Annotated in this window: 26 protein-coding genes and 1 tRNA gene; 18 read left to right on the top strand and 9 right to left on the bottom strand. The window is 63.9% G+C overall.

Annotated features, from left to right (window positions below):
* Positions 1-25: 25 nt before the first annotated feature.
* Positions 26-466 (bottom strand): NUDIX domain-containing protein, encoded by a 441-nt coding sequence (locus tag BMI87_RS13915; RefSeq protein ID WP_078522223.1) that lies wholly within the window; start codon positions 464-466, stop codon positions 26-28.
* 97 nt (positions 467-563) lie between these two features.
* On the opposite strand from BMI87_RS13915, the gene BMI87_RS13910 reads away from it, so the two are divergent.
* From BMI87_RS13910 to BMI87_RS13885, 6 genes are all read left to right on the top strand, one after another.
* Positions 564-1,592, top strand: a complete 1,029-nt coding sequence (locus BMI87_RS13910) for an Hsp33 family molecular chaperone HslO (RefSeq protein ID WP_078522222.1) — start codon at positions 564-566, stop codon at positions 1,590-1,592.
* Positions 1,585-2,178, top strand: a complete 594-nt coding sequence (locus BMI87_RS13905; protein ID WP_078522221.1) for a CoA pyrophosphatase — start codon at positions 1,585-1,587, stop codon at positions 2,176-2,178. The genes BMI87_RS13910 and BMI87_RS13905 overlap by 8 nt, the downstream gene beginning before the upstream one ends.
* On the top strand, positions 2,175-3,314 hold the full coding sequence (locus BMI87_RS13900) for a CCA tRNA nucleotidyltransferase (protein ID WP_078522220.1): 1,140 nt from the start codon (positions 2,175-2,177) through the stop codon (positions 3,312-3,314). Before BMI87_RS13905 ends, BMI87_RS13900 begins: the two co-directional genes overlap by 4 nt.
* A gap of 43 nt (positions 3,315-3,357) precedes the next feature.
* The gene (locus BMI87_RS13895; protein WP_078522219.1) at positions 3,358-5,184 is read left to right on the top strand and encodes an ABC transporter ATP-binding protein; all 1,827 of its coding nucleotides are present in this window, start codon (positions 3,358-3,360) and stop codon (positions 5,182-5,184) included.
* A gap of 39 nt (positions 5,185-5,223) precedes the next feature.
* Positions 5,224-6,444, top strand: a complete 1,221-nt coding sequence (locus BMI87_RS13890; RefSeq protein ID WP_078522218.1) for a class I SAM-dependent RNA methyltransferase — start codon at positions 5,224-5,226, stop codon at positions 6,442-6,444.
* Between the two features lie 62 nt (positions 6,445-6,506).
* Entirely contained in the window at positions 6,507-7,007 is a 501-nt protein-coding gene (locus tag BMI87_RS13885) for a murein L,D-transpeptidase family protein (RefSeq protein WP_078522217.1), read from the top strand.
* 69 nt (positions 7,008-7,076) lie between these two features.
* Here the strand turns inward: BMI87_RS13885 and BMI87_RS13880 are convergent, their stop codons facing one another.
* Positions 7,077-7,592: a CAP domain-containing protein gene (locus BMI87_RS13880; protein WP_078522216.1), complete on the bottom strand. Its 516-nt coding sequence runs from the start codon at positions 7,590-7,592 to the stop codon at positions 7,077-7,079.
* A gap of 168 nt (positions 7,593-7,760) precedes the next feature.
* On the opposite strand from BMI87_RS13880, the gene BMI87_RS13875 reads away from it, so the two are divergent.
* A complete protein-coding gene (locus tag BMI87_RS13875; RefSeq protein WP_078522215.1) occupies positions 7,761-8,366 on the top strand; it encodes a L,D-transpeptidase in 606 nt (201 codons plus the stop codon).
* Positions 8,367-8,442: 76 nt separating this feature from the next.
* Here the strand turns inward: BMI87_RS13875 and BMI87_RS22560 are convergent, their stop codons facing one another.
* Together BMI87_RS22560 and hemH are read right to left on the bottom strand one after the other, a co-directional pair.
* Positions 8,443-8,775: a hypothetical protein gene (locus tag BMI87_RS22560; protein WP_078522214.1), complete on the bottom strand. Its 333-nt coding sequence runs from the start codon at positions 8,773-8,775 to the stop codon at positions 8,443-8,445.
* 147 nt (positions 8,776-8,922) lie between these two features.
* Positions 8,923-9,978, bottom strand: coding sequence for a ferrochelatase (hemH, locus tag BMI87_RS13865; protein ID WP_078522213.1), 1,056 nt, complete (start codon positions 9,976-9,978; stop codon positions 8,923-8,925).
* A gap of 113 nt (positions 9,979-10,091) precedes the next feature.
* Here hemH and otsB point away from each other — a divergent pair, with 113 nt between their 5' ends.
* Together otsB and BMI87_RS13855 are read left to right on the top strand one after the other, a co-directional pair.
* On the top strand, positions 10,092-10,838 hold the full coding sequence (gene otsB / locus BMI87_RS13860) for a trehalose-phosphatase (protein ID WP_078522212.1): 747 nt from the start codon (positions 10,092-10,094) through the stop codon (positions 10,836-10,838).
* Between the two features lie 14 nt (positions 10,839-10,852).
* Positions 10,853-12,199 (top strand): trehalose-6-phosphate synthase, encoded by a 1,347-nt coding sequence (locus BMI87_RS13855; RefSeq protein WP_078522211.1) that lies wholly within the window; start codon positions 10,853-10,855, stop codon positions 12,197-12,199.
* Here the strand turns inward: BMI87_RS13855 and BMI87_RS13850 are convergent.
* Positions 12,191-13,027, bottom strand: coding sequence for a methyltransferase domain-containing protein (locus tag BMI87_RS13850; protein WP_078522210.1), 837 nt, complete (start codon positions 13,025-13,027; stop codon positions 12,191-12,193). The two genes, BMI87_RS13855 and BMI87_RS13850, sit on opposite strands and share 9 nt — an antisense overlap.
* Between BMI87_RS13850 and BMI87_RS13845 the strand changes: the two genes are divergently transcribed.
* From BMI87_RS13845 to BMI87_RS13830, 4 genes are read left to right on the top strand one after another with little or no spacing between them, the layout of a single operon-like run.
* Positions 13,026-13,784, top strand: a complete 759-nt coding sequence (locus tag BMI87_RS13845) for a ComF family protein (RefSeq protein WP_246832703.1) — start codon at positions 13,026-13,028, stop codon at positions 13,782-13,784. The two genes, BMI87_RS13850 and BMI87_RS13845, sit on opposite strands and share 2 nt — an antisense overlap.
* A 35-nt stretch (positions 13,785-13,819) precedes the next feature.
* A complete protein-coding gene (gene grxC, locus BMI87_RS13840; protein ID WP_078522208.1) occupies positions 13,820-14,077 on the top strand; it encodes a glutaredoxin 3 in 258 nt (85 codons plus the stop codon).
* Positions 14,078-14,081: 4 nt separating this feature from the next.
* On the top strand, positions 14,082-14,909 hold the full coding sequence (locus tag BMI87_RS13835; RefSeq protein WP_078522207.1) for a carbon-nitrogen hydrolase family protein: 828 nt from the start codon (positions 14,082-14,084) through the stop codon (positions 14,907-14,909).
* A gap of 53 nt (positions 14,910-14,962) precedes the next feature.
* Positions 14,963-15,352 carry a MarR family winged helix-turn-helix transcriptional regulator gene (locus tag BMI87_RS13830; RefSeq protein WP_075775454.1) on the top strand — a complete coding sequence of 130 codons (390 nt, stop codon included), beginning with the start codon at positions 14,963-14,965 and terminating at the stop codon, positions 15,350-15,352.
* A 244-nt stretch (positions 15,353-15,596) separates the two neighbouring features.
* Here BMI87_RS13830 and BMI87_RS13825 read toward each other — a convergent pair whose 3' ends face one another.
* The 3 genes from BMI87_RS13825 to BMI87_RS13815 form a co-directional block, all read right to left on the bottom strand.
* Positions 15,597-16,700, bottom strand: a complete 1,104-nt coding sequence (locus BMI87_RS13825; RefSeq protein ID WP_078522206.1) for a site-specific DNA-methyltransferase — start codon at positions 16,698-16,700, stop codon at positions 15,597-15,599.
* A 113-nt stretch (positions 16,701-16,813) separates the two neighbouring features.
* Positions 16,814-17,449: a ribonuclease HII gene (locus BMI87_RS13820; RefSeq protein ID WP_078522205.1), complete on the bottom strand. Its 636-nt coding sequence runs from the start codon at positions 17,447-17,449 to the stop codon at positions 16,814-16,816.
* Between the two features lie 103 nt (positions 17,450-17,552).
* On the bottom strand, positions 17,553-18,104 hold the full coding sequence (locus tag BMI87_RS13815; RefSeq protein WP_078522204.1) for a hypothetical protein: 552 nt from the start codon (positions 18,102-18,104) through the stop codon (positions 17,553-17,555).
* A 168-nt stretch (positions 18,105-18,272) separates the two neighbouring features.
* Between BMI87_RS13815 and BMI87_RS13810 the strand changes: the two genes are divergently transcribed.
* From BMI87_RS13810 to BMI87_RS13795, 4 genes are all read left to right on the top strand, one after another.
* Entirely contained in the window at positions 18,273-18,554 is a 282-nt protein-coding gene (locus BMI87_RS13810; RefSeq protein ID WP_078522403.1) for a hypothetical protein, read from the top strand.
* Positions 18,526-19,230, top strand: a complete 705-nt coding sequence (locus tag BMI87_RS13805) for a helix-turn-helix domain-containing protein (RefSeq protein WP_098409595.1) — start codon at positions 18,526-18,528, stop codon at positions 19,228-19,230. Before BMI87_RS13810 ends, BMI87_RS13805 begins: the two co-directional genes overlap by 29 nt.
* Positions 19,231-19,292: 62 nt before the next feature.
* On the top strand, positions 19,293-20,387 hold the full coding sequence (gene nspC / locus BMI87_RS13800) for a carboxynorspermidine decarboxylase (protein WP_078522203.1): 1,095 nt from the start codon (positions 19,293-19,295) through the stop codon (positions 20,385-20,387).
* A 51-nt stretch (positions 20,388-20,438) separates the two neighbouring features.
* Positions 20,439-21,686: a saccharopine dehydrogenase family protein gene (locus BMI87_RS13795; RefSeq protein ID WP_078522202.1), complete on the top strand. Its 1,248-nt coding sequence runs from the start codon at positions 20,439-20,441 to the stop codon at positions 21,684-21,686.
* Between the two features lie 57 nt (positions 21,687-21,743).
* On the opposite strand, the gene BMI87_RS13790 is transcribed toward BMI87_RS13795, so the two are convergent.
* Positions 21,744-21,820 (bottom strand) — tRNA-Arg (locus tag BMI87_RS13790).
* A 327-nt stretch (positions 21,821-22,147) separates the two neighbouring features.
* Here BMI87_RS13790 and BMI87_RS13785 point away from each other — a divergent pair.
* The gene (locus BMI87_RS13785) at positions 22,148-23,176 is read left to right on the top strand and encodes a LacI family DNA-binding transcriptional regulator (RefSeq protein WP_256376242.1); all 1,029 of its coding nucleotides are present in this window, start codon (positions 22,148-22,150) and stop codon (positions 23,174-23,176) included.
* Positions 23,177-23,202: the final 26 nt, after the last annotated feature.

The following is a 23,202-nucleotide window of genomic DNA, read 5'->3' as shown; positions in this document are numbered from 1 at the left end:
AGGCGAACGAAACGCCCGCGCCTTTTCAGCGACGGACGAACCGTTGGAAAAACGCGCGCTCGCCTTCATTCGCGAGCAGTTCGAGCGCTTCCTCGGGATCGGCCCAATGCGCCGTGTGATGCGGCTCTGGCGGCAGACCGCGCTTCAACACCGGGCGCGCGAGCCAGACGGAGCAGAGCTTTTCCGCCCAGAACTCGTACTCGGGCATATAGGTGAAACGCCGATAGGCCCCGAGACGGCGCAGCCCCGTAATCGCCCAGCCGGTTTCCTCGAAGACCTCGCGGTGCAGCGCCTCGATCGGCCCCTCGCCCGGATCGATCCCGCCGCCGGGCAATTGAAACTCCGCTATGGGGTGCGCCTGATGGGTCAGCAGCACCCGCCCGTCGCGGATCAGAATCGCGTAGGCACCGGGGCGCAAACGATACTGCTGACCGGATTTCACCCGCTCTCCGAACCTCGCGATCATGTGCTCTCCCTTGGGTCTGCGGTTGCCGCGCCTATATTGGGGCTGTATGGCAGGCTCCGCGCTGCCCGAAAACCCCTCTGAGCCCCTCAGGAGCACCATGTCCAAGCTATCCCAAATCGCATGGGACGATACAGTTCTGCCGTTTCAGCTCGACCGCTCTGACATCCGCGGCCGGGTTGCCCGCCTCGACGGCGTGCTCGACACCGTCCTGTCGCAACATGATTACCCCCGCGCGGTCGAAATGCTGGTGGCCGAAGCCGCCCTTCTGACCGCGCTGATCGGCCAGACCGTCAAGCTGCGCTGGAAGCTGTCGCTGCAAATCCGCGGCAACGGTCCGATCCGCATCATCGCCACCGATTACTACGCCCCCGAGAAGGAGGGCGCGCCCGCCCGCATTCGCGCCTGGGCGAGCTTCGATGAAGAGAAGCTCGATCCCAAGGCCGACCCATTCGAACAGATCGGGCAGGGTTACTTTGCGATCCTGATCGACCAGGGCAAAGGCACGACCCCCTATCAGGGCATCACGCCACTGTCCGAAGGCTCGCTGCGCGCCTGCGCCGAGGCCTATTTTGCGCAGTCCGAACAGCTGCCCACGCGGTTCTCGCTGTCCTTCGGGCGCTCGATCCTGCCCGGTCAGGGCGAAAGCTGGCGCGCAGGCGGCGTGATGCTGCAGCATATGCCGCCGGCCTCGCCCTTCGCCGCCCAGGAGGGCTCGGGCGATCAGGGGCTGCTGACCGCCGATGACATTCTCGACGGCGAGGAAGGCGAGAACTGGGCGCGCGCCAATATCCTGCTCGACACGGTCGAGGATATGGAACTGATCGGCCCGACTGTGCAGCCGACCGAGCTGCTGGTGCGCCTCTTCCACGAAGAGCGGCCGCGCGTCTTCGATCCGCAGCGGATGGAGTTCGGCTGCACCTGCTCGGCCGATCGCGTGCGTCAGTCGCTCTCGATCTACTCGGCGCGCGACATCGCGCATATGACCACCGATGAGGGCACGGTCACCGCGGACTGCCAGTTCTGCGGCGCGCATTACATTTTCGATCCGCTGACGCTCGGCTTCGAAGCGCAGAAGAACCCCGACGGGTCGCTGCGCGAAGCGGGAGACGAGGGAACGAATGAGTGATCCGCTCGCCCCGGTTCTGAACGCCTTGGCGCGACCGGGGCGGCCCTCTTCGGATTACGATCTGAACCCGGAAGTGATCCTGCCCGAGGACCGCAAACTGCGACCCGCGGGCGTTCTCGTCGCCTTCGATACGTTCGGGCCGGAGCCGCGCCTGCATCTGACGAAGCGCAGCTCGCATCTGCGCCATCACCCCGGCCAGATCGCCTTTCCCGGCGGCAAGGTCGACCCCGATGACGAAGGTCCGGTCGGCGCGGCGCTGCGCGAGGCGCAGGAAGAGATCGGCCTGCCCCATGCCCATGTCGAGGTGCTGGGCACGCTCGATCCGCATGAGACCGTGACGTCCTTTCTGGTGACGCCGGTGCTGGCGCGCATCCACACGCCGTTCGAGGTGATCCCCGAAGCGGGCGAAGTGGCCGAGGCGTTCACCGTGCCGCTCTCGCATATCACGCCCGGGAATTTCCGCGTCGAGTCGCGGCGCTGGCGCGGCTCGCGGCGTAGCTATTTCGTGGCGCCTTACGGGCCCTATTACATCTGGGGCGCCACCGCGCGTATATTGCGCTCATTGGCGGACCGGATGGCGGAATGAGACTGACCGGAGACTGGATCGAGGCAGAGGCGACCCAACGCGTGCTGAAGATGCTCGAAGAGGGCGGGCATCAGGCGCTTCTGGTGGGCGGCTGCGTGCGCAACAGCGCCCTCGGCGCGCCGGTCAACGATATCGACATCGCCAGCGATGCGCGCCCCGAGCGGGTGATCGAACTTGCGAAGGCGGCCGGGCTGAAGCCGGTGCCGACCGGCGTCGATCATGGCACGGTCACGGTGGTTGCGGAGGGTCATCCGCATGAGGTCACCACCTTTCGCCGCGATGTGGAGACGCATGGGCGGCATGCGACCGTCGCGTTTTCCGACGATATCGCCGAGGACGCGGCGCGGCGTGATTTCACGATGAACGCGCTCTATGCCCGCTCGGACGGCACGATTCTCGACCCGCTCGGCACCGGGCTGGAGGATCTGGCGGCGCATCATGTCCGCTTCGTCGGCGAGGCGGAGGAACGTATCCGCGAGGACTACCTGCGTATCCTGCGCTTCTTCCGCTTTACCGCGTGGTATGGCCACGATCTCGACCCTGAAGGGCTGGCCGCCTGTGCCGAGAATATCGCCGGAATAGAGACGCTTTCGCGCGAACGCCTCGGCGGCGAGATGCGCAAATTGCTGGCCGCGCCCGATCCGGTTCACGCAGTGGCGGCGATGGCGCAATGCGGGGTTCTCACGGCCGTGCTGCCCGGCGCCGATGCGACCGCGCTCGGGCCGCTCGTCCATCTCGAAGATCGCCCCGCCGATCCGATCCGCAGGCTGGCGGCGATTGGCGGCGAAGACGTGGCCGAGCGGCTGCGCCTGTCGAAAAAGGACACAAGACAACTCGAGGCTCTGCGCGCCTCGCTGTCCGACGGTGACGACCCGACGGTCCTTGGCTATCGGCTCGGGGCAGAGGTCGGGGCCGATGCGCTTCTTCTGCGGCATGCGCTGATGGGGCAGGAAATGCCGGAAGGCTGGCAAAACAGGGTCTATTTCGGCGCAAAACAACAATTTCCGGTACAATCGCGCGACCTGATGCCCCGCTATGAAGGCAAGGCATTGGGAGATACGCTGAAGACGCTCGAGGCGCGCTGGATCGCCTCCGGATTCACGCTGACGCGCGAGGATCTGCTCGCCGCGCTTTGATCCGCGCCGCAATCGCCTATATCGGGAGGGGAAAGAGAGACTCATGTTCGATCCCTTCTCCCCCGCCGAAGGCGCCCCGCCGCGCCAGCTTGGCGCTTTCTTCCGCTGGTGCCTCAAGGGCAGCTGGGGCGCGATTGCCGTGGCCAGCTTTGGGACGACCATCGCCGGCGTGATGGAGGTCGTCTCGGCCTGGCTTCTGGGACAGGTGATCGACGCGGCGCTGAACAGCGAACGGGCCGCAGTGATCGGGGCCAACGTCGGGCTTCTCGTCCTGTTCGTCGCGTTCTTCCTGCTGATCCGCCCCCTGACCTTCGGCATCAGCTCCGCCACCAACAACCTGCTGATCAGCCCCAATGTGATGCCGCTCGTGCTTTCGCGCCTGCATCGCTGGACGATGGGCCAATCGGTCACCTTCTTCGACAACGACTTCGCCGGGCGGATCGCGCAGAAGCAGATGCAGACTGCGCGCGCCGTCACCGACACGGTCACCGAGATCATCAATACCGGGCTCTTCGCGCTGGCCTCGATCGTCGGCTCTCTGATCGTTCTGGCGCAGATCGACCGCTGGGGGGCCGTGGGCCTCGTGTTCTGGACCTTCGGGCTCTACCTGATTATCCGCCTTTTCCTGCCCCATATCCGCGGACGCTCGCGCGAGCGGGCTTCGGCGCGGGCGATGGTGACGGGGCAGGTCGTCGACACGGTCACCAACATCAAGACGGTGAAGCTGTTCGCCCATGCCGAGCACGAGGATCGCGCGGCGCTGGAGGCGATGCAGAAGTTCCGCCAGAAAACCTATTCCTTCGGCATGGTCCAAAGCCTCTATCGCGTGGTGCAGATGGCCTATGCCGGGATCGTTCCGGTGATGCTGGTGGGCGGCGCGATCTGGCTCTGGTCGCAGGGCGAGGCCACCGCCGGGGCCATCGCGACCTCAGGCGCCATCGCGATCCGGCTGTCGCAGATGTCGGGCTGGGTGAGCCAAGCACTCATGTCCGTGTGGACCCATATCGGCGAGGCCGAGGACGGGATGCGGACGCTCGCGCATATGCACGACCTGACCGACGCGCCCGATGCTCGCACGCTGCGCCACGTGGAAGGTGAGATTCAGTTCGACAATGTCGATTTCGCCTATGGGCGCCGCAGCGGCGGGATCGCGGATATCAATCTGACCATCGCGGATGGCGAGCGGATCGGGATCGTCGGGGCCTCGGGCGCGGGGAAATCGACGCTCGTGGCGCTGCTTCTTAGGCTCTATGACCCCGAAAAAGGGTCTATTCTGATCGACGGGCAGAATATTCGCGAGGTCACGCAGGAGAGCCTGCGCCGCAACATCGCGATGGTCACGCAGGAAACGGCGATGTTCAATCGTTCGGCACGGGAGAACATCCTCTACGGCAAGCCCGACGCCACCGAGGAGGAGATGATCGCCGCCGCGAAGCAAGCCGAAGCGGACCACTTCATCCGCGGCCTCGCCGATCACGAGGGCAATCGCGGCTATGACGCCAAGCTGGGCGAGCGTGGGGTGAAGCTGTCGGGCGGCCAGCGCCAGCGGATCGCCCTTGCCCGCGCCTTTCTGAAGAACGCGCCGATCCTTGTGCTGGACGAGGCGACCTCGGCGCTCGATTCCGAGGTGGAGGCTCAGATTCAAAGCGCGCTGCACCGGGTGATGGCGGGCAAGACCGTGCTGGCGATTGCCCACCGCCTCAGCACCATTGCCGAGATGGACCGGATCGTCGTGCTGGAGGAGGGCCGGATCGTCGAGCAGGGCAGCCATGACGAGTTGCTGGCGATGAACGGGCTCTACGCACGCTACTGGGCACGTCAGTCCGGCGGCTTCCTGACCTGCGACGACGCGGAGGATGCGGCGGAATAGGGTCTTTTCTGACCCGGGCCGCGCAGCTAGAGAAGGCGCATGACCTACGAAATCGAGCGACTGTCCCTGCATGCCGACGGCGTGACCCATGGCCCCGAGGGGACCGTGCATGTCGCCATGGCGCTTCCCGGTGAGGTGGTCGAGGGCGAGGTGATCGACGGCCGCATCGCGCAGCCGAAGATCGTGACGCCGTCGCCCGACCGCGTCAAAGCGCCCTGCCCGCATTACCGCTCCTGCGGCGCATGTTCGATGCAGCACGCATCCGAGGCGTTCACCGCCGAGTGGAAGATGGACGTGGTGCGTCAGGCGCTGGCCGCGCGGAACCTGCCCGTGCCGGAGATGACCATCGCGACCTCGCCGCTCAATTCGCGCAGGCGGGCGACGCTTTCAGGACGGCGCACGAAGAAGGGCACTCTGGTCGGATTTCACGCCCGCGCCTCAGACACGGTCGTCGAGATTCCGAACTGCCTGATCCTGAGGCCCGAACTGCTGGCCGCGATCCCGATGCTGCACGAGGCGACCGCGATTGCAGGCTCGCGCAAAGGCGAGATCGCCTTCACCCTGACCCTGTCGGAGGCCGGGCTGGAACTGGCTGCACAGGGCGGAAAAGACCCTGATACGGCCCAATTCGAGGCTTTGTCGGCTCTGGCGCGCAGCCACGATCTCGCCCGGCTCAGCTGGAACGGACAGGTCGTCGCGGGGCGGCGACCGGCGATCCAGCAATTCGGCAAGGCCAAGGTCGTGCCGCCGCCGGGCGCGTTTCTGCAAGCGACCCATCACGGCGAAGCGGTGCTGACCGCCTTCGCGAAAGCGGCGATTGGCAACGCGAAAAAGGTGGCGGATCTCTTCGCAGGTTGCGGCACCTTCTCGCTGCCGCTGGCCGAACTAGCCGAGGTCCACGCGGTCGAAGGGGTCGCGGCGATGACCGAGGCGCTCGATCAGGGCTGGCGTCAGTCGCAGGGCCTGCACCGGGTCTCCACCGAGGCGCGCGACCTGTTCCGCCGTCCGCTTCTGCCCGACGAGCTGGCGAAGTTCGACGCGGTGGTGATCGACCCGCCGCGGGCTGGCGCGCAGGCCCAGATCGCCGAGATCGCGGCATCGAAACTCAAGCGGCTGATCCATGTCTCCTGCAACCCGGTCACCTTCGCGCGCGACGCCGAGACGCTGATCGCGGCGGGCTTCACGCTCGACAAGCTGCTGGTCGTGGATCAATTCCGGTTTTCCGCTCATGTGGAGCTTGCGGCCCTTTTCACCCGCTAGATGCGACGGCGAAAATCGGGTAGAAAGACTGTAAAACAGCAGTCTCCGAATACAGGCCGAACATGAACCGTCGAACCCTCCTCTTGGGCGGATGCGCCCTCGCAACGCTGGCCGCCTGTGGCGATTCCAGCAAATTCAAATCCTATAACGGCCCCGCCGTGACCCAGATCCAGATCTTCAAATCGCAGCGGATGATGTATCTGCTGCATGGCGACGAGGTGCTGGAGAAGTACAAGATCGGCCTTGGCGGCGATCCGGTCGGGCCGAAGCGGTTCGAGGGCGACGGCAAGACCCCGGAAGGGCTCTATTACATCAATCGGCGCAATCCGAACTCGGCCTATTACTTGTCGATCGGCATCAGCTATCCGAATCCGCAGCAGGTGGCCTTCGCAGAATCGCAGGGCAAGAAGGCGGGCGGCGACATCTTCATCCATGGCCGCGACGGAAAGAACAAAGGCAAGGGTCGCGACTGGACCGCGGGCTGCATTGCTGTGAAGGACAAGGAAATCCGCGACATCTACGCGATGGTCCGCGACGGCACGCCGATCTTCATCTTCCCCTGATCGCAGCATCCCCCGGAAATGACAAAGGGCCCCGCGTGGGGCCCTTTTTGCTTGCGGCGGGTCTTCGGCTCAGTTGCCGGTGACCATCGTCCACCAGATCTTGCCGGACGGCTCCTGATACCACGAGAAGCCCATCTGCGTCGCCGCAGGGTTCAGGATCACGTCGCGCGTATCGGCGACCTTCATCCAGGCCGAGAGGGTTTCCATCTCGGTCTCGTAGGTCTCGGAGATATTCTCGCCCAGAACCTGCCCCGGATAGCCGGCGCGCTGCGCCCGGCTCAGCGGCGAGGAGCCGTCGGAGCCCCAGTGCCACGGACGGTTCTGCACGGCCATGTCCTTGGAATGGGCCAGCGCCGCCGTGGTGAGCGCGTCGTTCAGCACCAGCGGTGCGGCACCGCGCGCCGAACGCAGGCTGTTCACGGATTCCAGCACGCGCTGCGGGATCACGGAGCGATCGCTCGCGGTGATGTTGTAGACTTTCGGCAGCGGCAGGCCATCGGGCCCGAGCTTGGGCTGCGTGTCGGTCGGCTGGCAAGCCGCCAGAGCCACAATCGCGGAGACCGCAAATACAGAAGCGCGCAACATCTTTGGTCCGTCCCTCGTTAAAACGTCAATCTGCATTACACGCTTGTCCCCAGCCGCGCAAACCCCTCTGTCGCTTTGCGGGCACATCCCCGCCAGTTTGATTTGCCGCAGCCGCGCGATCACATTATATTTATCGTAATTGACCCCGTCGCGAACCCGGAGCCTGAGATGTCCCATACGCGCAAGCCCTTCGATCGCCGCGCCTTCCTTGGCGCCGCCGCCTGCCTTGGTGCGGGGCTCGCGCTGCCCGCCCGCGCGCAAACGCCCGATTACGGTCAGGAGCAGTTCGAAACGAATGCCTTTACCAACCAGCGCCGCAATATTTCGAGCTTCCAGAACCGCGACTGGCAACCCTACTTCTCGAACCTCCGCGGTGGGGCGATCCTCGTGGATACCCATTCGCGGGCTTTGCATTACTGGTCGGCGGATCAGTCGATCTACCGTCTCTATCCGACTTCGGTGCCGGTCTCGGAAGAGCTGACGCGGCGCGGCCGGACCTCGGTGATCCGCAAGGTCGAAGGGCCGAGCTGGGCGCCGACCCCCTCGATGAAGAAGCGCAATCCGGAATGGCCCGATTACGTGCCGCCGGGCCCCGATAACCCGCTGGGGACCCATGCGCTCTATCTGTCGTGGCGCTATTACCGCATCCACGGCACGCATGACACGCGCAAGATCGGCCGCAAAAGCTCGAACGGCTGCATTGGTCTTTACAACGAACATATCCAGGAGCTGTTCGGCTTCGCGAAGATCGGCACGCAGGTGCTGCTGATCTGAGCCACGCCACCCATCGGACAAAGTAAAACCCCCGGGACTACGCAGTCCCGGGGGTTTTCAATTCATGGGACAGCGATCAGTGGTTACCACCTTTGCCGCCGCCATGGCCGGACCCGCCGCCCTTGCCGCCGCCCGAACCACCAGCGCCGCTGCCCGAACCCGAACCGCCGCCAGTGCCGCCGCCCGAACCCGAACCGCCCGCCAAGCCGTCGAGCTTGCCATGGGCGCTTCGTACCATGACGCCGAGCATCTCATCCTCGCCGGGCGTATCGATGGATTTCACGAGGTTATCCTCGTGCTCTTGGTTGTAAATCACGTCATCCTCGGTCGCCCACGGATTTGCGTGCCCGGCCCAGGAAGCGCCAGCATAGAGAGCCGCCAAGGCGACCAGTCCCATAGTCTTGAGCATTCTCTTTCCTTTCTGCTCTGAGCGTCCCGGTCGTTGCCGGTCCGCAGGGTACGCCTTCACGGCGATCCCTTGCCCCCGCGTCAGAACTTATAAGAAAAGACACTCACGAATCTGTGAGGCAGGACGTCGCAGATCGCGACAGTTTTATCAGTCGATCCAACCGGCGAGGTTTTCTCCGACCACCTCCATCAGCGCCTTGATGTGCAGATCGTCGTCGTTGAGGCACGGAACGTAGGTGAATTTCTCACCGCCCGCGTGCTCGAAAGCCTCGCGGATTTCGCCGTTGATCTCTTCGAGCGTCTCGATGCAATCCGCGCTGAAGGCGGGCGAGATCACCGCGATGTTCTTCTTGCCCTGCTTCGCCAGCTCCGCGACATGCTCGACAGTGTAGGGCTTGAGCCATTCCTCGGTGCCGAAGACCGACTGGAAAGTCGTGTCGATCCCGTCCTTGTCCCAGCCGAGCCGTTCGCGCAGCAGGCGCGAGGTCTTCTGGCACTGGCAGTGGTAGGGGTCGCCTTCCATCAGATAGCGCTTTGGCATCCCGTGATAGGAGGCGACCAGCACATCGGGCTTCTCGTCGAGCGTGGCATAGACCCGCTCCACCGATTGCGCGAGCGCATCGATATAAGAGGGCTTGTCGAAATATTCCGGCGCGACGCGCGCGGCGGGCTGGCGCTTTTGCTTCATCAGCGCGCGGAAGAACTGATCGTTCGCGGTGGCCGAGGTGGCGCCCGCATATTGCGGATAAAGCGGCAGGAACAGGATCTTCTCGCAGCCCTGCTCGACCATCCGGTCGACGACGGACTGGGTCGAGGGATTGCCGTAGCGCATGCAGTAATCGACGACAACCTCCTGACCGTAGCGCGCCGAGACCGCATCGCGCAGCTTCGCGACCTGCTGCTTGGTGATCGTCATCAGGGGGCTTTCGCCCGCCTCGTTGTTCCAGATCGTCTTGTAGTTCGCACCCGAGGTGAAAGGCCGCTTCGACAGGATGATGAGCTGCAGCAACGGCTGCCATTTCCATGCCGGGTAATCGATCACGCGCCGGTCCGAGAGGAACTCGTTCAGATAGCGACGCATCGACCAGTAATCGGTGTTGTCCGGGGTTCCGAGATTGGCGACGAGCAGACCGATCTTCGCTTCCTTGACGGGCGGGTGATCGGCGGGGGCATGGGCAAGGCGCGGATTTGCGGCGTTGGTCATCGTGTCACTGTCCTGTCGTCATTTATCGCGGAACTTCCACCCGACTTAACGGGTTTCCCGATCTGTGCCAATGCGGCCTATTCAACCGGGACAGGATCACTTACGGTCTTCACATGGCAATGGATGACATGACCGGGAAAAAACCGGCCCCGCCCGCTCTCGACCCGTCGCGAGACGCGTTGTTCCTAGATTTCGACGGATGTCTGGTGGACATAGCGCCCCGCCCGGATGCGGTGATCGTGCCGCAAAATCTGCCGCGTTTGCTCGAACAACTCTCGGAGGCGCTCAACGGGGCGCTCGCGGTTGTCTCGGGGCGATCCCTGCACGAGCTGGAACGTTTCCTCGACGGGTTCGACGGTTTGATGGTCGGCTCCCACGGCTCGGAAGCGCGCGGAATGGAGCCGCCGATGGCCGAGACCCCACAACATCTGGGCGCGGTCAAAGAGGATCTGGCCGGGTTCGCGCAGGACCACGATCTCATTTTTGAAGACAAGAGCCACGGCGCCGCGATCCACTTCCGCTCCAACCCCGCCAAGCAAGGCAAAGTGGAAGCCTTCACCGAAGAGCTGACCGCGCGCTATGACGGCTTCACGATCCAGCCCGCAAAAATGGCGGTCGAAATTCGCCCCGAGGGGTTCTCGAAGGATGGCGCCTTGGCGATCCTGTCCGACCTCGTGCAGTTCGGCGGTCGCAATCCGGTCTATGCGGGCGACGACACGACCGACGAGCCCGCATTGGCTTGGGCAGAGGCGCATGGCGGTTTCGGCATCAAGGTCGGTGACGGAGAGAGCGTCGCGCGCTATCACCTTGACGAGCCGATGGATGTACGCGCCTGGCTCGCCGCTGCCGTAGCACGCTGAATGAGGAACGTCGAATGGGCCGCCTGATCTGCATCTCCAACCGCATTCCCACCGGGGCCAATCCCTCCGGCGGGCTGGTCGTGGCGCTTGGCGATGTGCTGGAGGAAACCGGCGGCATCTGGATCGGCACCTCGGGCGAGATCGCCGACACGCCTGCCGCAGAGTTGCGCGAGATCGAGGGTGGGCCGTTCAGACGTTACTGCTTCGATCTGACTCAGGAAGAGCAGGACAACTATTACGCGGGCTATTCGAATTCGGTGCTCTGGCCGCTGTTCCACGGTCGCGCCGATCTGATGGATATCCATCAGGAATATCTGGGCGTCTACAAACAGGTGAACCGGCGGATCGCGAAGCTCGTGGCGCCGTTCCTGAAGCCCGACGACCGGATCTGGGTGCAGGATTACCATCTGCTGCCGCTGGCCTACGAGCTGCGCCTGATGGGCGTGACCAATCCCATCGGCTTCTTCCTGCACACGCCCTTCCCCGGCCCGACCGCGATGCAGGCCCTGCCCAACGGGCGCGAGGTCTGCCAGTGGATCGCGAATTACGACCTCGTGGGCCTTCAGGCAGAGCGCGACGTGCGCGCCTGTCTCCACTCGATGATCGAGATCGCCGACGCCTCCAATCTGGGCGCGGGCTACGTGCACCTCTCGCCCCGTCAATGCCGGATCGCCGCGTTCCCGATTTCGATCGATGCGCGAGAGTTTCAGGAACTGGCGGAGACCGAGTTCGATAAACTGCCCGCCGGGATCGTGAAGGATCACCGCCGGCTGATGATCGGCGTCGACCGGCTGGATTATTCCAAAGGCGTGCCGCACCGCTTCCGCGCCTTCGGCGAATTCCTCGAGCGGCACGAGGATTGGCACCGCTACGTCTCGCTCTTGCAAATTTCGCCGCCGACCCGCGAGGGCGTGCAGGCCTATGACGATATCCGCGAAGAAACCGAGCATCTCTCGGGCCGCATCAACGGGCAATTCGCCGACATCCAGTGGGTTCCGATCCGCTTCATCAATCGCGCGGTGCCGCGCGAAGTGCTGGCGGGGCTCTATCGCGCCTCGCATGTCGCGCTGGTGACGCCGCTGATGGACGGGATGAACCTCGTGGCGAAGGAGTTCATCGCGGCGCAGAACCCCGACGATCCCGGCGTTCTGATGCTGTCGCAATTCGCGGGCGCGGCCGAACAGATGGATGCGGCGCTGATGGTGAACCCGCACGATCCCGAACAGGTGGCCACCTCGATGCTGACCGCGCTGATGATGTCGCGCGGCGAACGGCGGGAACGCTATCGGTCGCTGATGACGGGGCTGACCACCTATGACGTGCATTGGTGGTCGAAGTCTTTCCTCGACGCGCTAGGCTGAGCCGGGCTTGTCGCCGCTCGGGTGCTCGGTGGTGCCCAGCGCATCGGCGAGCCGCTGCGCAGCCGATCCGGGACGCAACGGTTTTTGCTGATCGGGATGCGGCTTCCAGCCGGTGAGCCAGACCATGTCGAAGGTCGCGCGCACCCGGCCATCGGGCTCCTGATAGGTCTCGATATACAGCCGCAGCGCCTCGGTCAGCACATCGCGGCGCAGGAAGCGACGATCGCGGGCGGCAAGCGCATTGGTCTCGCCCATCGCGCGCAGGTCCGACAACAGCCGCAGCGGCGTCTCGTAGGTCACCTTGCGCGTCACCGCATCGGCCACCGGCAGCGCCAGCCCCGCCCGCTGGATCAGCGCGCCGAGATCGCGAATTTCGCCCATCGGCACGATCCGCGGGCTCAAGCCTCCGGTGATCGCAGCCTCGGCCTGCGCCAGTGCGGCGCGCAGTTCATTGAGCGTCTGACCGCCGAACATCACGCCGATGAACAGCCCATCGGGTTTCAGCGCACGCGACGCCTGCACCAGCTGCCCGACCGGGTCATTCGCCCAATGCAGACAGAGCGCGTGGACCACCAGATCATGCGCGCCTTCCTCCAGATCGAGCACATCCGTATCGGCCACGATCTTCGCCTCGGGAAGAATTTCGCGCCACGGCTCGGGAAAAGCGGCGATCAGCGCCGGCTCCGTAAAGGTTCTGTTAACCTCTTGCAGCCTTTCCTCAAGTTCAGCCGCCGCGTCCTCATGCAGAAACAGTTCGGGCGCACGGGCGGCGCGAAGTCTGTGGCGCTCGAGCGCGGCGCGGTCGGTCAAAAGGGGCGGCGTATCCATGGCAGAAACCCTTAACGAGGTTCGCAGCCGGATGCTAGCGGCGGGACGTCTGGGATTGCGCGCGCTCTTCCCGCCGCGCTGCATCGCCTGCGGCGACGCGGTCGGCACGGATTTCGGGCTCTGCGGTGCGTGCTGGTCCGAGGCAACTTTCGCGCGCGGAACGGTCTGCGACGCCTGCGGCACGCCCCTTCCGGGCGAAAGCGACACGGCCATCCTTTGCGACGACTGCCTCACCCATCCGAGACCCTGGGCACGGGGGGGTACGGTGATGCATTATTCGGGCACCGGGCGCGATCTGGTGCTGGCGCTGAAACATGGCGACCGGCTCGATCTGGTGCCGCCGCTGGCCGACTGGATGGCGCGTGCTGCCGGACCGCTGCTGACGCCCGACACGCTGATCGCACCGATCCCGCTGCATCGATTGCGGCTGCTGCGACGGCGCTACAATCAGGCGGCGGAGCTGGCCCGCGCACTGGCCCGGCGCACCGGCCACGCCTATTGCGCCGATCTCTTCACCCGCGCCCGCCCGACGTCGAGCCAGAAGGGCAAAACTCGCGATGAACGACACGCCAATCTCGACGGCGCGATCACCGTCACGCCGCGCCGCGCCGCACTGCTGCAGGGGCGTCCGCTCCTGATCGTTGATGACGTGATGACCTCGGGGGCGACGCTTTCCGCCGCGACGGAGGCGGCGTTGAGCGCAGGTGCAGAGCCGATCTGCACTGTGACACTGGCACGCGTTGCGAAGGCACCCTAAATCCCTATAGTCTCGCAGACCAAAGGGAATTGAGAATGAAACGCGTCGAAATCTACGTCACCAGCACCTGCCCCTTCTGCATCATGGCCAAGCGCCTGCTGGACAAGAAGGGCATCTCCTACGAGGAAACCGACGTCGGCCGCGAACCGCAACTGCGCGCCGCGATGACCCAGCGCGCGAATGGCCGCCGGACCGTCCCGCAGATCTTCATCGGCGACGAGCCGATCGGCGGCTGCGATGAGCTGCATGCGCTCGAACATTCGGGCAAGCTCGATCAGATGCTGGCGAGCTGACGCGATGAAGGCGGCGCTCGTTCAGCTTTCGGTAACGGATGATCCGGCACAGAACCTGCCGGTCACGCTCGACTTCATCCGCGATGCCGCGTCGAAAGGTGCGCAGCTGATCGCGACGCCGGAATGCACCAATCTGATCTCGTCGGATCGCGCCCATCAGAACGCGGTCCTGCAGCATGAACATCACGACCCGACGCTGGAGGCGCTTTGCAACGAGGCAGAGCGCCTCGGCGTCTATATCCTGATCGGCTCGCTCTGCCTGAAATCCGGAGACGATGCGCGCTTCGCCAATCGCTCCTTCCTGATCGGGCGCAAGGGCAATATCAAAGCCCGCTACGACAAGATCCACATGTTCGACGTGGACGTGTCCGAGACCGAACGCTACCGCGAGTCCGAAGCCTACCGCCCCGGGCGCGAGGCGGTTCTGGGCGCCACGAAATACGCTCAGCTGGGCCTGTCGGTCTGCTACGACCTGCGCTTCCCGCATCTCTATCGGACGCTGGCGCAGGCCGGGGCGCAGGTGCTGACGATCCCGGCGGCGTTCAACGACACGACCGGGGCCGCCCATTGGGAGGTTCTGGTGCGTGCCCGCGCGATCGAGAATACCTGCTTCGTGCTGGCGCCCGCGCAATGCGGCACCCATGCCGCGCATGGCGGTCGGCCGCGCCGGACCTGGGGCCATTCGCTGGCGGTCGATCCGTGGGGCAAGGTGCTGGCCGATGGCGGCACCGAGCCCGGCGTGACCCTCGTCGATCTCGATCTCGATCAGGTGGACGCGGTGCGCTCGCGCCTGCGGTCCCTGTTCCATGACCGGAGCTTCGACGGACCGTGAGCACCCCGCCCGAGAACGATCCGCTCGCCGCGACGCTGTTCGCCGAGGTCTTCATGGCCGATCAACTGGCGCGCAACGTGGTGAGCCGCGCCCTGCCGAAGGGCATGGAAATCTCGCATTTCTCGGTGCTCAACCTGCTGGCCCATATCAACGAAGAGCGCACGCCCGCCCAACTGGCCGAGGCGCTGCATGTGACCCGCGGTGCGATGACCAACACGCTCGCCAAGCTGGAATGGGCGGGGCATGTGCATATCCGGCCCGACTGGGACGATGCGCGGCGCAAATGGGTGTCGCTCTCGCCCTCCGGCAGGCGGGCGCGCGATGCGGCGCTGGCCTCTCTTATGCCGATCATCGGGGGGATCGTGCGCGATCTCGGCCCCGAGAAGGTCCGCGCCACCCTGCCGGTGCTGCGCGAATTGCGCGCCCGTCTCGGCCAGGCCTGAACGTGGCAGGGGCGCTGCCCCTCTGGCCTGCGGCCATTCACCCCGGGATATTTCCGCCAAGCCGAAACCCGGCTCTTCGCTCTTGTTCAAATATCCCGGGGGAGCGCGGCACGCGCGGGGGCAGAGCCCCCTTTACCTCGCAAACGAAAAGACCCCGCCGTTTCGCACGGCGGGGCAAGGCGCGTGCCGAGGAGCGGCCCTCGGCACCGGCGGTAACTTCTAATTCTTGAGAGAGGGCTGAGCCTCAGTTCATCTCGGCGCGGATCTGCTGGCGCAGCAGGTCGATCGGGACCTGTTTGCCATCGCGCTTGAAGGTCCAGTAGGTCCAGCCGTTGCAGCTGGGCGCGCCTTCGAGATGGGCGCCGACCTGATGGATCGAGCCTTTCACGTCGTCGCCGATCAGCGTGCCGTCGGCGCGGACCTTGGCCTTGTGGCGGCCGTTGAGCGAATAGAGCTCTTCGCCCGGGCGCAGCATGCCGCGTTCGACCAGCTGGCCGAAGGGCACGCGCGGCTCGGCGCGTTTCGAGGTGGAAACTTCCAGCGCTTCCTTGTCGAACTTGCGGATCTTGGCGAGGCGCTTGAGCGCGACTTCGCGATACGCTTCTTCGCGCTCGATACCGATGAAATCGCGGCCCAGCATCTTCGCCACGGCGCCGGTCGTGCCGGTGCCGAAGAACGGGTCGAGGATCACGTCGCCGGGATTGGTGGTGCCGACGAGGACACGGTGCAGCAGCGCCTCGGGCTTTTGGGTCGGGTGGGCTTTCTCGCCGTTCGAATCCTTCAGACGCTCACCGCCATTGCAGATCGGGATCACCCAGTCGGAGCGCATCTGCACCCCTTCGTTGAGCGATTTCAGCGCCTCGTAGTTGAAGGTGTATTTCGCGCCTTCGGATTTCGACGCCCAGATCAGCGTCTCATGCGCGTTGGTCAGGCGCTTGCCGCGGAAGTTCGGCATCGGATTCGACTTACGCCACACGACATCGTTGAGAATCCAGAAGCCCTGGTTCTGCAGCTCTGCGCCCATGCGGAACACGTTGTGATAGGAGCCGATCACCCACATCGCGCCATTCGGCTTGAGAATGCGGCGTGCGGCCTTCAGCCATTCACGGGTGAAATTGTCGTAATGCGCGAAGGAGCCGAACTGGTCCCACGCGTCATCGACCGCGTCGACCTTGGAATTATCGGGGCGGTGCAGGTCACCGCGCAACTGTAGATTGTAGGGCGGATCGGCGAAGATCAGGTCCACGCTGTCCTCGGGCAGCGAGTTCATCATCTCGATGCAATCACCATCAAGAATTTCGTTCAGGGGCAGTGCATTGCGCACCACCGGAGCTTTCGTCTTTGCCATTTTTAGCCTCTTAACTGCCCGCCTCAGGGCCCAATATCTGGGAGCCGGCTTTGTGCCGATCTATGGCTATAAAAATGAGTCAAAGGCGATTCATCGTCAATTTCTTTTTTGAATCAAGGGGTTATATAATTCACTTGGCACAAGATATTGTGGACCGGCTTGAAGCTTCGTCTATGAACGGGGGTGACCCCTAAATCTAGAAGCGCCTGCAGATGGTCCTTGGTCGGGTAGCCCGCATTCCGCTCCCAGCCGTAGCCCGGATACTGTTGCGCCAAATCCACCATGAGCAAATCGCGGGCCTCTTTCGCGAGGATCGAGGCCGCCGCGATCGACAAAGAACGGGCATCGCCCTTCACGACCGGCTCGCTGGACAACTTCAGGTCGCGCGGTACGCGGTTGCCGTCGACAAGCACATGATCGGCTGTGCGGGCCAGCCCCTCGACCGCGCGGCACATCGCGAGATGCGAGGCGTGGTAGATATTGAGCTCGTCGATTTCCTCGACGCTGGCATGGGCCACGCAGAACTCGGCGCAGTCCATGATCTGCGCGGCCAGATCGGCGCGGCGCTTTGCGGTGAGCTTCTTCGAGTCGTTGAGCCCTTCAGGAATGCGGGCGGGATCGAGAATGACCGCCGCTGCCGTCACCGGACCGCAAAGCGGGCCGCGGCCCACCTCGTCCACGCCTGCAACGATTGCCAGGCCGCGCGCGAAGGCGGCTTCTTCGAAAGAGAAATCGGGGTTCTGTGCCATGAGTTCGGAATGCCCCGGAACGGCAGGTCTGTTCAATGAAAAAGCGGGGACCCGAGGGCCCCCGCACTGCTCGACGACGCTCTTATGGCGTCTGCCGCATGGCTTAACGCCGGCTGAGACGGATCCCGCGATCCTCGAGGCAGTTGCTGCCATAGACTTTCTCGACGCCGTGACGGCCGGTCTTCATCGTGAAGGCGCAATTGGCGGGCAGGCGGCGCTCGGTGCGGCGATCGAGGCAGGAGGCGGAAACCACCTCGCCCCAGCCGCGGCCGGTCTTCACGCGCTGCACGCATTGCGCGGGCAGACGGATGCGGTCGCGATCATGGCTATAGCGACGGTGGTCGCGGTCGTAACGCTCCTGCGCGCGCTGGCGGCGGGCCTCGGCTTCGCGGCGCTCGCGCTCGCGGCGTTCACGTTCCAGACGACGCTGGCGGTCCTGCCAGCTCTCGTAGCGCGGCTGCGCCTTCTTCGCCTTGTGATCCTTCTTGTTCATCCCGTCGAGGAGCAGCGCGGCGGCACCGACCCCAAGCAGAATGCTCAGCGCCTGACGGTCTTTCTTGCCCAGCGCGGCGGCGGGCGTGGCGCTGATCGCAACGGATCCCAGCGCGAGGGCGAGGGCGGTGATGGCGGCGGTGGCCTTGGTCTTGAGGCTCATGGCTTCGGTCCTTTCACTCGGCAGCCCGAAGGCCGCATGACGTCGATGAACCGAGATTGGGCCGGGGGGCGAAAGTCAGGCAATAACGGCCCCCTGCTATCGGATAACAGGTGGGCCAAACCCCTTTGGCTATTGAATAACACGGGCGTTGAGCGCAGCGTGTTCCACATGAAACACGTAGTCCTCATATTGGCGTTTCTCGCCTCTGCCTCGGCCGCGCAGGCCGAGTGCTATGCCGATTACAAGGCCAAGCGCGACAACCCGTTGCAGCTGCAATACGGGGTAGCGCAGGTCTCGGACTCGGCCTGTTCGACACAGGCGGCGGCGCGCGAATTGGCGCCGAAGCTGAAAGCCGATGGGTGGACCTTACTGACGGTTCTCTCCACATTCGGCCCCGATGGCTTGGAGCAAAGGAAGGCCAGTGCCGGACAATATTTCCTCCGTTACTGATAGTTTACGACTCGGCTCGCGCGCGGTTGTGGGCGGGATCGTGGCCGTGGTCGCGATTCTTGCCGTGGCCGCGGTGCTGTTGTTCGCGAACCTGCCGAATGCGGATGCGTTCAACGCGCGGGTCGAGCAGATCTTCGTGCAGAACGACAATCTGACCTCACAAGCCGAGATCAAGCTGCTGGAGGTTCTGGCGCAGTCGGGCACCGCGTTCTCGGACGTGCTGGCGAATTACCGGGTGATCATCTTCATCCTGCTGATCTTCGCCGCCGCCCTTCTGATCGCGACGATCGTCTTCCTGCTTCTGCTGATCGCGCTGAACAAGCGGATGACCGAGATTCGCCGCGCCGGGATCGAGGTGCAGTCCTTACGCATCCTGCGGGGCGAAAACGCGGTGATGCTCAACGATATGGGCTTCACCCTGACCCCGGCCGCGATCGAGACGCTGTCGGTTCTGGCCGAGGCGCGGATGGATGACGACATCCTCACCGGCGCGCAGATCGAGGCGATGATCTCGGGCCGCGACGAGGCCGATTGCGACGAGGCGGCGGGCGCCACGCGGATCAAACGCCTGCGCGACAGTCTCGGAAATCAGCTCGTCAGCGAGCTTCTCGTGCGCAACATTTCCCGCAAAGGCTATGCACTTAGCGTGGCCAAGGATGCGATCCGAGTCGACTGATCCGGTTGCGCCACTGTCACATGCGCCCTATATCGCAGGGTCTGTTGACCCGAGGGAGAGCCATGTCCGACACGCCCTTCTACCTGATCGACGAGGCGCGCCTGCGCGAGAACATGCGCAAGATCGAGCGTCTGCGCGAGCGTTCCGGCGCGAAAGCCCTGCTGGCGCTGAAATGTTTTGCGACCTGGTCGGCCTTCGACATCATGAAGCCCTACATGGATGGCACGACCTCCAGTTCGCTGTTCGAGCTGCATCTGGGGCGTGAGAAATTCGGCAAGGAAACCCATGCCTATTCGGTCGCCTGGGCCGATCACGAGATCGACGAGGCCATCGGTTACGCCGACAAGATCATCTTCAACTCGCTGAGCCAGCTGGATCGCTTCGGCGACAAAGCCGCGCATATCGAACGTGGCCTGCGCCTGAACCCGCGGTTTTCGACCTCTGGCTTCGATCTCGCGGACCCGGCGCGGCCGTTCTCGCGTCTGGGCGAATGGGATGCGGAGCGGCTCGAGGCGGCGATGGAGCGTATCTCGGGCGTGATGATCCACTACAATTGCGAGAACGCCGATTTCGCTCTGTTCGATCATCAGCTTTCGCGCATCGAAGCCGAGTTCGGCGATATCCTGAAGCGCTTGAAATGGGTGAGCCTCGGCGGCGGCATCCATTTCGCCGGCGACGATTACCCGCTGGACGCGCTCGCCGACCGGCTGAAGAAATTCTCCGAGGATTTCGACGTGCAGGTCTATCTAGAGCCCGGTGAGGCCTCGATCACGCAGACCGCCTCGCTCGAGGTGACGGTTCTCGACATTCTCGATAACGGCAAGAAGATCGCCATCGTCGACAGCAGCATCGAGGCGCATATGCTCGACCTGCTGATCTATCGCGAGACCGCCAAGCTGCCGCAGCACGGCGAATTCGAGTACCAGATCGCGGGCAAGACCTGCCTCGCGGGCGACATCTTCGGCGAGGCGCGGTTCGACAAACCGCTCGAAATCGGCGACCGTATCTCGATTGCGGATGCCGCCGGTTACACGATGGTCAAGAAGAACTGGTTCAACGGCGTGGCGATGCCCGCCATCGCCATCCGCCGCGAAGATGGGAACATCGACCGGATTCGCGACTTCACCTATGAGGATTATCGCGCCTCATTGTCCTGAGGGCCCACAAGAGCCCCCTTCCCCTGTCCGCAGAAAAAGGAGACAGCCGAAGTGAAAAAGAACGTGCTCATCATCGGAGCGGGCGGCGTCGCCCAGGTCGTGGCGCATAAATGCGCGCAGAATAACGACATCCTTGGCGATCTGCATATCGCCTCGCGCACCAAATCGAAATGCGATGCCATCATCGACAGCGTGCGTGAAAAGGGCGCGATGAAGGTGGACGGCACGTTCGAGGCGCATGAGGTGGATGCGACCGATTCCGAGGCTGTCGCAGCCCTGATCCGCGAGACTGGATCCCAGATCGTCATCAATGTGGGCACCGCTTTCGTGAATATGCACGTCCTCGACGGCTGCATCGCGACGGGTGCCGCCTATATCGACACCGCGATCCATGAAGAGCCTGACAAGATCTGCGAAACCCCGCCGTGGTATGCCAATTACGAGTGGAAGAAGCGCGACCTGTGCACCGAGCATGGCGTGACCGCGATCCTCGGCGCGGGTTTCGATCCGGGCGTGGTGAATGCCTATGCGCGCTTCGCGATCGACCAGATGGACGAGGTGAAGTCGATCGACATCGTCGACATCAACGCAGGCTCGCACGGCAAGTATTTCGCGACCAATTTCGATCCCGAGATCAACTTCCGCGAATTCACCGGCGTGGTTTACTATTGGGAAGACCAGCAGTGGAAAGAGACGAGCATGTTCGCGTCGGGCCACAACTGGGATCTGCCCGTCGTCGGCCCGTCCCAGGCCTATCAGTCGGGCCATGACGAGGTGCATTCGCTGGCGACCAACTATCCGCAGGCCGATGTGCGCTTCTGGATGGGCTTCGGCGATCACTACATCAACGTCTTCACAGTGCTGAAGAACCTCGGCCTGCTGTCCGAACAGCCGGTGAAAACCGCGGAAGGTCTGGAAGTCGTGCCGCTGAAAGTGGTGAAGGCCGTGCTGCCCGACCCGTCGAGCCTTGCGCCGAACTACACCGGCAAGACCTGCATCGGCGATCTGGTGAAAGGCACGAAGGACGGCAAGGACGTGGAGTATTTCGTCTATAACGTCGCCGATCACAAAGAGGCCTATGAGGAAGTCGGCTCGCAGGGCATCTCCTACACCGCGGGCGTGCCGCCGGTCGCCGCCGCGATCCTGATCGCCCAAGGCGACTGGGATGCGAAGACGATGAAAAACGTCGAAGAGATGGACCCCAAGCCCTTCTTCACCCAGCTCGACCGCATCGGCCTTCCGACCCGCGTGATGGTCGGTGGCCTCAAGGGCGAGGACAAGGCCTGGACCGAGCTTTAAGCGGTCGCACCAGAAACACGAAAGGCCCGCATCGCGCGGGCCTTTTTCATGTCTGATTGGCGATCCCGGCAGGATTCGAACCTGCAACCTGCCCCTTAGGAGGGGGCTGCTCTATCCAGTTGAGCCACGGGACCGCGCTGCGCCTTTGATGCCGCCAAAGAGCTTGTGGCGCAAGTCCATCGCTGCGCTGCAACAGAAAACCGCGCGCATATTCCTATGCATGCGGGTCGTGCAGAAATCTCAGGATTTCAGGGGAAGGAGAGAAAAGGGAGCGCAAATTGGCCCACTGCGCCCCCTTCGCATCCCTCGCCGTGACGAATCCGACACCGGCGCGGGTCGTTCCAGGTATCGGGCGGAGATTTTCCGACCCTACAACCGTTAACGCTAACATACTTGGCATCATTCGCTTGCGCAAGGGAAATGTTTGGCGCTAACAAGAGGAGAACCTTGAGGAACCGCCCTTGTCTCGCCCTATCGAAACCCGCCGTCCTTTGACCCTGCGCGATGTCTCCGAAGCCTCTGGCGTCTCGGAGATGACCGTCAGCCGCGTGCTGCGCAATCGCGGCGATGTCTCTGATGCGACACGCGAAAAGGTCCTGCAGGCCGCGAAAGCGCTTGGCTATGTGCCCAACAAGATCGCGGGCGCGCTGGCTTCGCAGCGGGTGAACCTCGTGGCCGTGATCATCCCGTCGCTGTCGAACCTCGTCTTCCCGAAAGTGCTGTCGAGCGTGTCCGACGAGCTCGAGGATACCGGGCTGCAGCCAGTCGTCGGCGTGACGAATTACTCGCCCGAGAAGGAAGAGCAGGTTCTCTATGAGATGCTCTCGTGGCGCCCCTCGGGGGTGATTATCGCGGGGGTCGAGCATACGCCCGCCTCGCGCGCGATGCTGCAGAACGCGGGCATTCCGGTGGTCGAGATCATGGATGTCGACGGCGAGGGGATCGACTCGGTCGTGGGTATTTCGCATCGCCGCGCCGGGCTGCATATGGCCGAGGCGATCATCGCCGCGGGCTATCGCAAGATCGGGTTCCTCGGCACGAAAATGCCCGAGGATCACCGGGCGCGCAAACGGCTCGAAGGGTTCAAGGAAGGGCTCGCCAAGGCGGGCATCGAACTGGCCGATACCGAGTTCTACGCGGGCGGATCGGCGCTCGCGAAAGGGCGCGAGATGACGGAGACGATGCTCAAGCGCTCGCCCGATCTCGATTTCCTTTATTATTCCAACGACATGATCGGCGCGGGCGGTCTGCTCTGGTGCCTCGATAACGGCATCGACGTGCCGAACAAGATGGGTCTGGCCGGGTTCAACGGGCTGGAACTGCTCGACGGGCTGTCGGTGCGACTCGCCACGATGAATGCCTGCCGCGCTGAAATCGGCCGCAAGGCGGCGCAGATCATTTCGGGGCGCTCGCAAAGCGGGATGATCGGCGGCGAAGTGATCGAGCTGGAACCGACCCTCGATCCGGGCGATACGATCCGTAAACGTTGATCCCAAGGCGGCAGCGCAAGCACCGC

Source organism: Thioclava sp. F28-4, from assembly GCF_002020045.1.
In the GTDB taxonomy this organism is placed as follows: domain Bacteria; phylum Pseudomonadota; class Alphaproteobacteria; order Rhodobacterales; family Rhodobacteraceae; genus Thioclava; species Thioclava sediminum.
Note: the sequence above shows the minus strand (reverse complement) of the source record. Positions and strands in the feature narration are given on the sequence as shown.

Coding starts and splice junctions, on each gene's coding strand:
- BMI87_RS22560 (WP_078522214.1), bottom strand. CDS start 8,775: ATGCTCAAGACTATGGGACTGGTCGCCTTGGCGGCTCTCTATGCTGGC.
- hemH (WP_078522213.1), bottom strand. CDS start 9,978: ATGACCAACGCCGCAAATCCGCGCCTTGCCCATGCCCCCGCCGATCAC.
- BMI87_RS13830 (WP_075775454.1), top strand. CDS start 14,963: ATGGCCGATCAACTGGCGCGCAACGTGGTGAGCCGCGCCCTGCCGAAG.
- otsB (WP_078522212.1), top strand. CDS start 10,092: ATGGCAATGGATGACATGACCGGGAAAAAACCGGCCCCGCCCGCTCTC.
- grxC (WP_078522208.1), top strand. CDS start 13,820: ATGAAACGCGTCGAAATCTACGTCACCAGCACCTGCCCCTTCTGCATC.
- BMI87_RS13850 (WP_078522210.1), bottom strand. CDS start 13,027: ATGGATACGCCGCCCCTTTTGACCGACCGCGCCGCGCTCGAGCGCCAC.
- BMI87_RS13895 (WP_078522219.1), top strand. CDS start 3,358: ATGTTCGATCCCTTCTCCCCCGCCGAAGGCGCCCCGCCGCGCCAGCTT.
- BMI87_RS13900 (WP_078522220.1), top strand. CDS start 2,175: ATGAGACTGACCGGAGACTGGATCGAGGCAGAGGCGACCCAACGCGTG.
- BMI87_RS13890 (WP_078522218.1), top strand. CDS start 5,224: ATGACCTACGAAATCGAGCGACTGTCCCTGCATGCCGACGGCGTGACC.
- BMI87_RS13880 (WP_078522216.1), bottom strand. CDS start 7,592: ATGTTGCGCGCTTCTGTATTTGCGGTCTCCGCGATTGTGGCTCTGGCG.
- BMI87_RS13845 (WP_246832703.1), top strand. CDS start 13,026: ATGGCAGAAACCCTTAACGAGGTTCGCAGCCGGATGCTAGCGGCGGGA.
- BMI87_RS13815 (WP_078522204.1), bottom strand. CDS start 18,104: ATGAGCCTCAAGACCAAGGCCACCGCCGCCATCACCGCCCTCGCCCTC.
- BMI87_RS13820 (WP_078522205.1), bottom strand. CDS start 17,449: ATGGCACAGAACCCCGATTTCTCTTTCGAAGAAGCCGCCTTCGCGCGC.
- BMI87_RS13855 (WP_078522211.1), top strand. CDS start 10,853: ATGGGCCGCCTGATCTGCATCTCCAACCGCATTCCCACCGGGGCCAAT.
- BMI87_RS13875 (WP_078522215.1), top strand. CDS start 7,761: ATGTCCCATACGCGCAAGCCCTTCGATCGCCGCGCCTTCCTTGGCGCC.
- BMI87_RS13835 (WP_078522207.1), top strand. CDS start 14,082: ATGAAGGCGGCGCTCGTTCAGCTTTCGGTAACGGATGATCCGGCACAG.
- BMI87_RS13910 (WP_078522222.1), top strand. CDS start 564: ATGTCCAAGCTATCCCAAATCGCATGGGACGATACAGTTCTGCCGTTT.
- BMI87_RS13810 (WP_078522403.1), top strand. CDS start 18,273: ATGAAACACGTAGTCCTCATATTGGCGTTTCTCGCCTCTGCCTCGGCC.
- nspC (WP_078522203.1), top strand. CDS start 19,293: ATGTCCGACACGCCCTTCTACCTGATCGACGAGGCGCGCCTGCGCGAG.
- BMI87_RS13915 (WP_078522223.1), bottom strand. CDS start 466: ATGATCGCGAGGTTCGGAGAGCGGGTGAAATCCGGTCAGCAGTATCGT.
- BMI87_RS13905 (WP_078522221.1), top strand. CDS start 1,585: ATGAGTGATCCGCTCGCCCCGGTTCTGAACGCCTTGGCGCGACCGGGG.
- BMI87_RS13825 (WP_078522206.1), bottom strand. CDS start 16,700: ATGGCAAAGACGAAAGCTCCGGTGGTGCGCAATGCACTGCCCCTGAAC.
- BMI87_RS13885 (WP_078522217.1), top strand. CDS start 6,507: ATGAACCGTCGAACCCTCCTCTTGGGCGGATGCGCCCTCGCAACGCTG.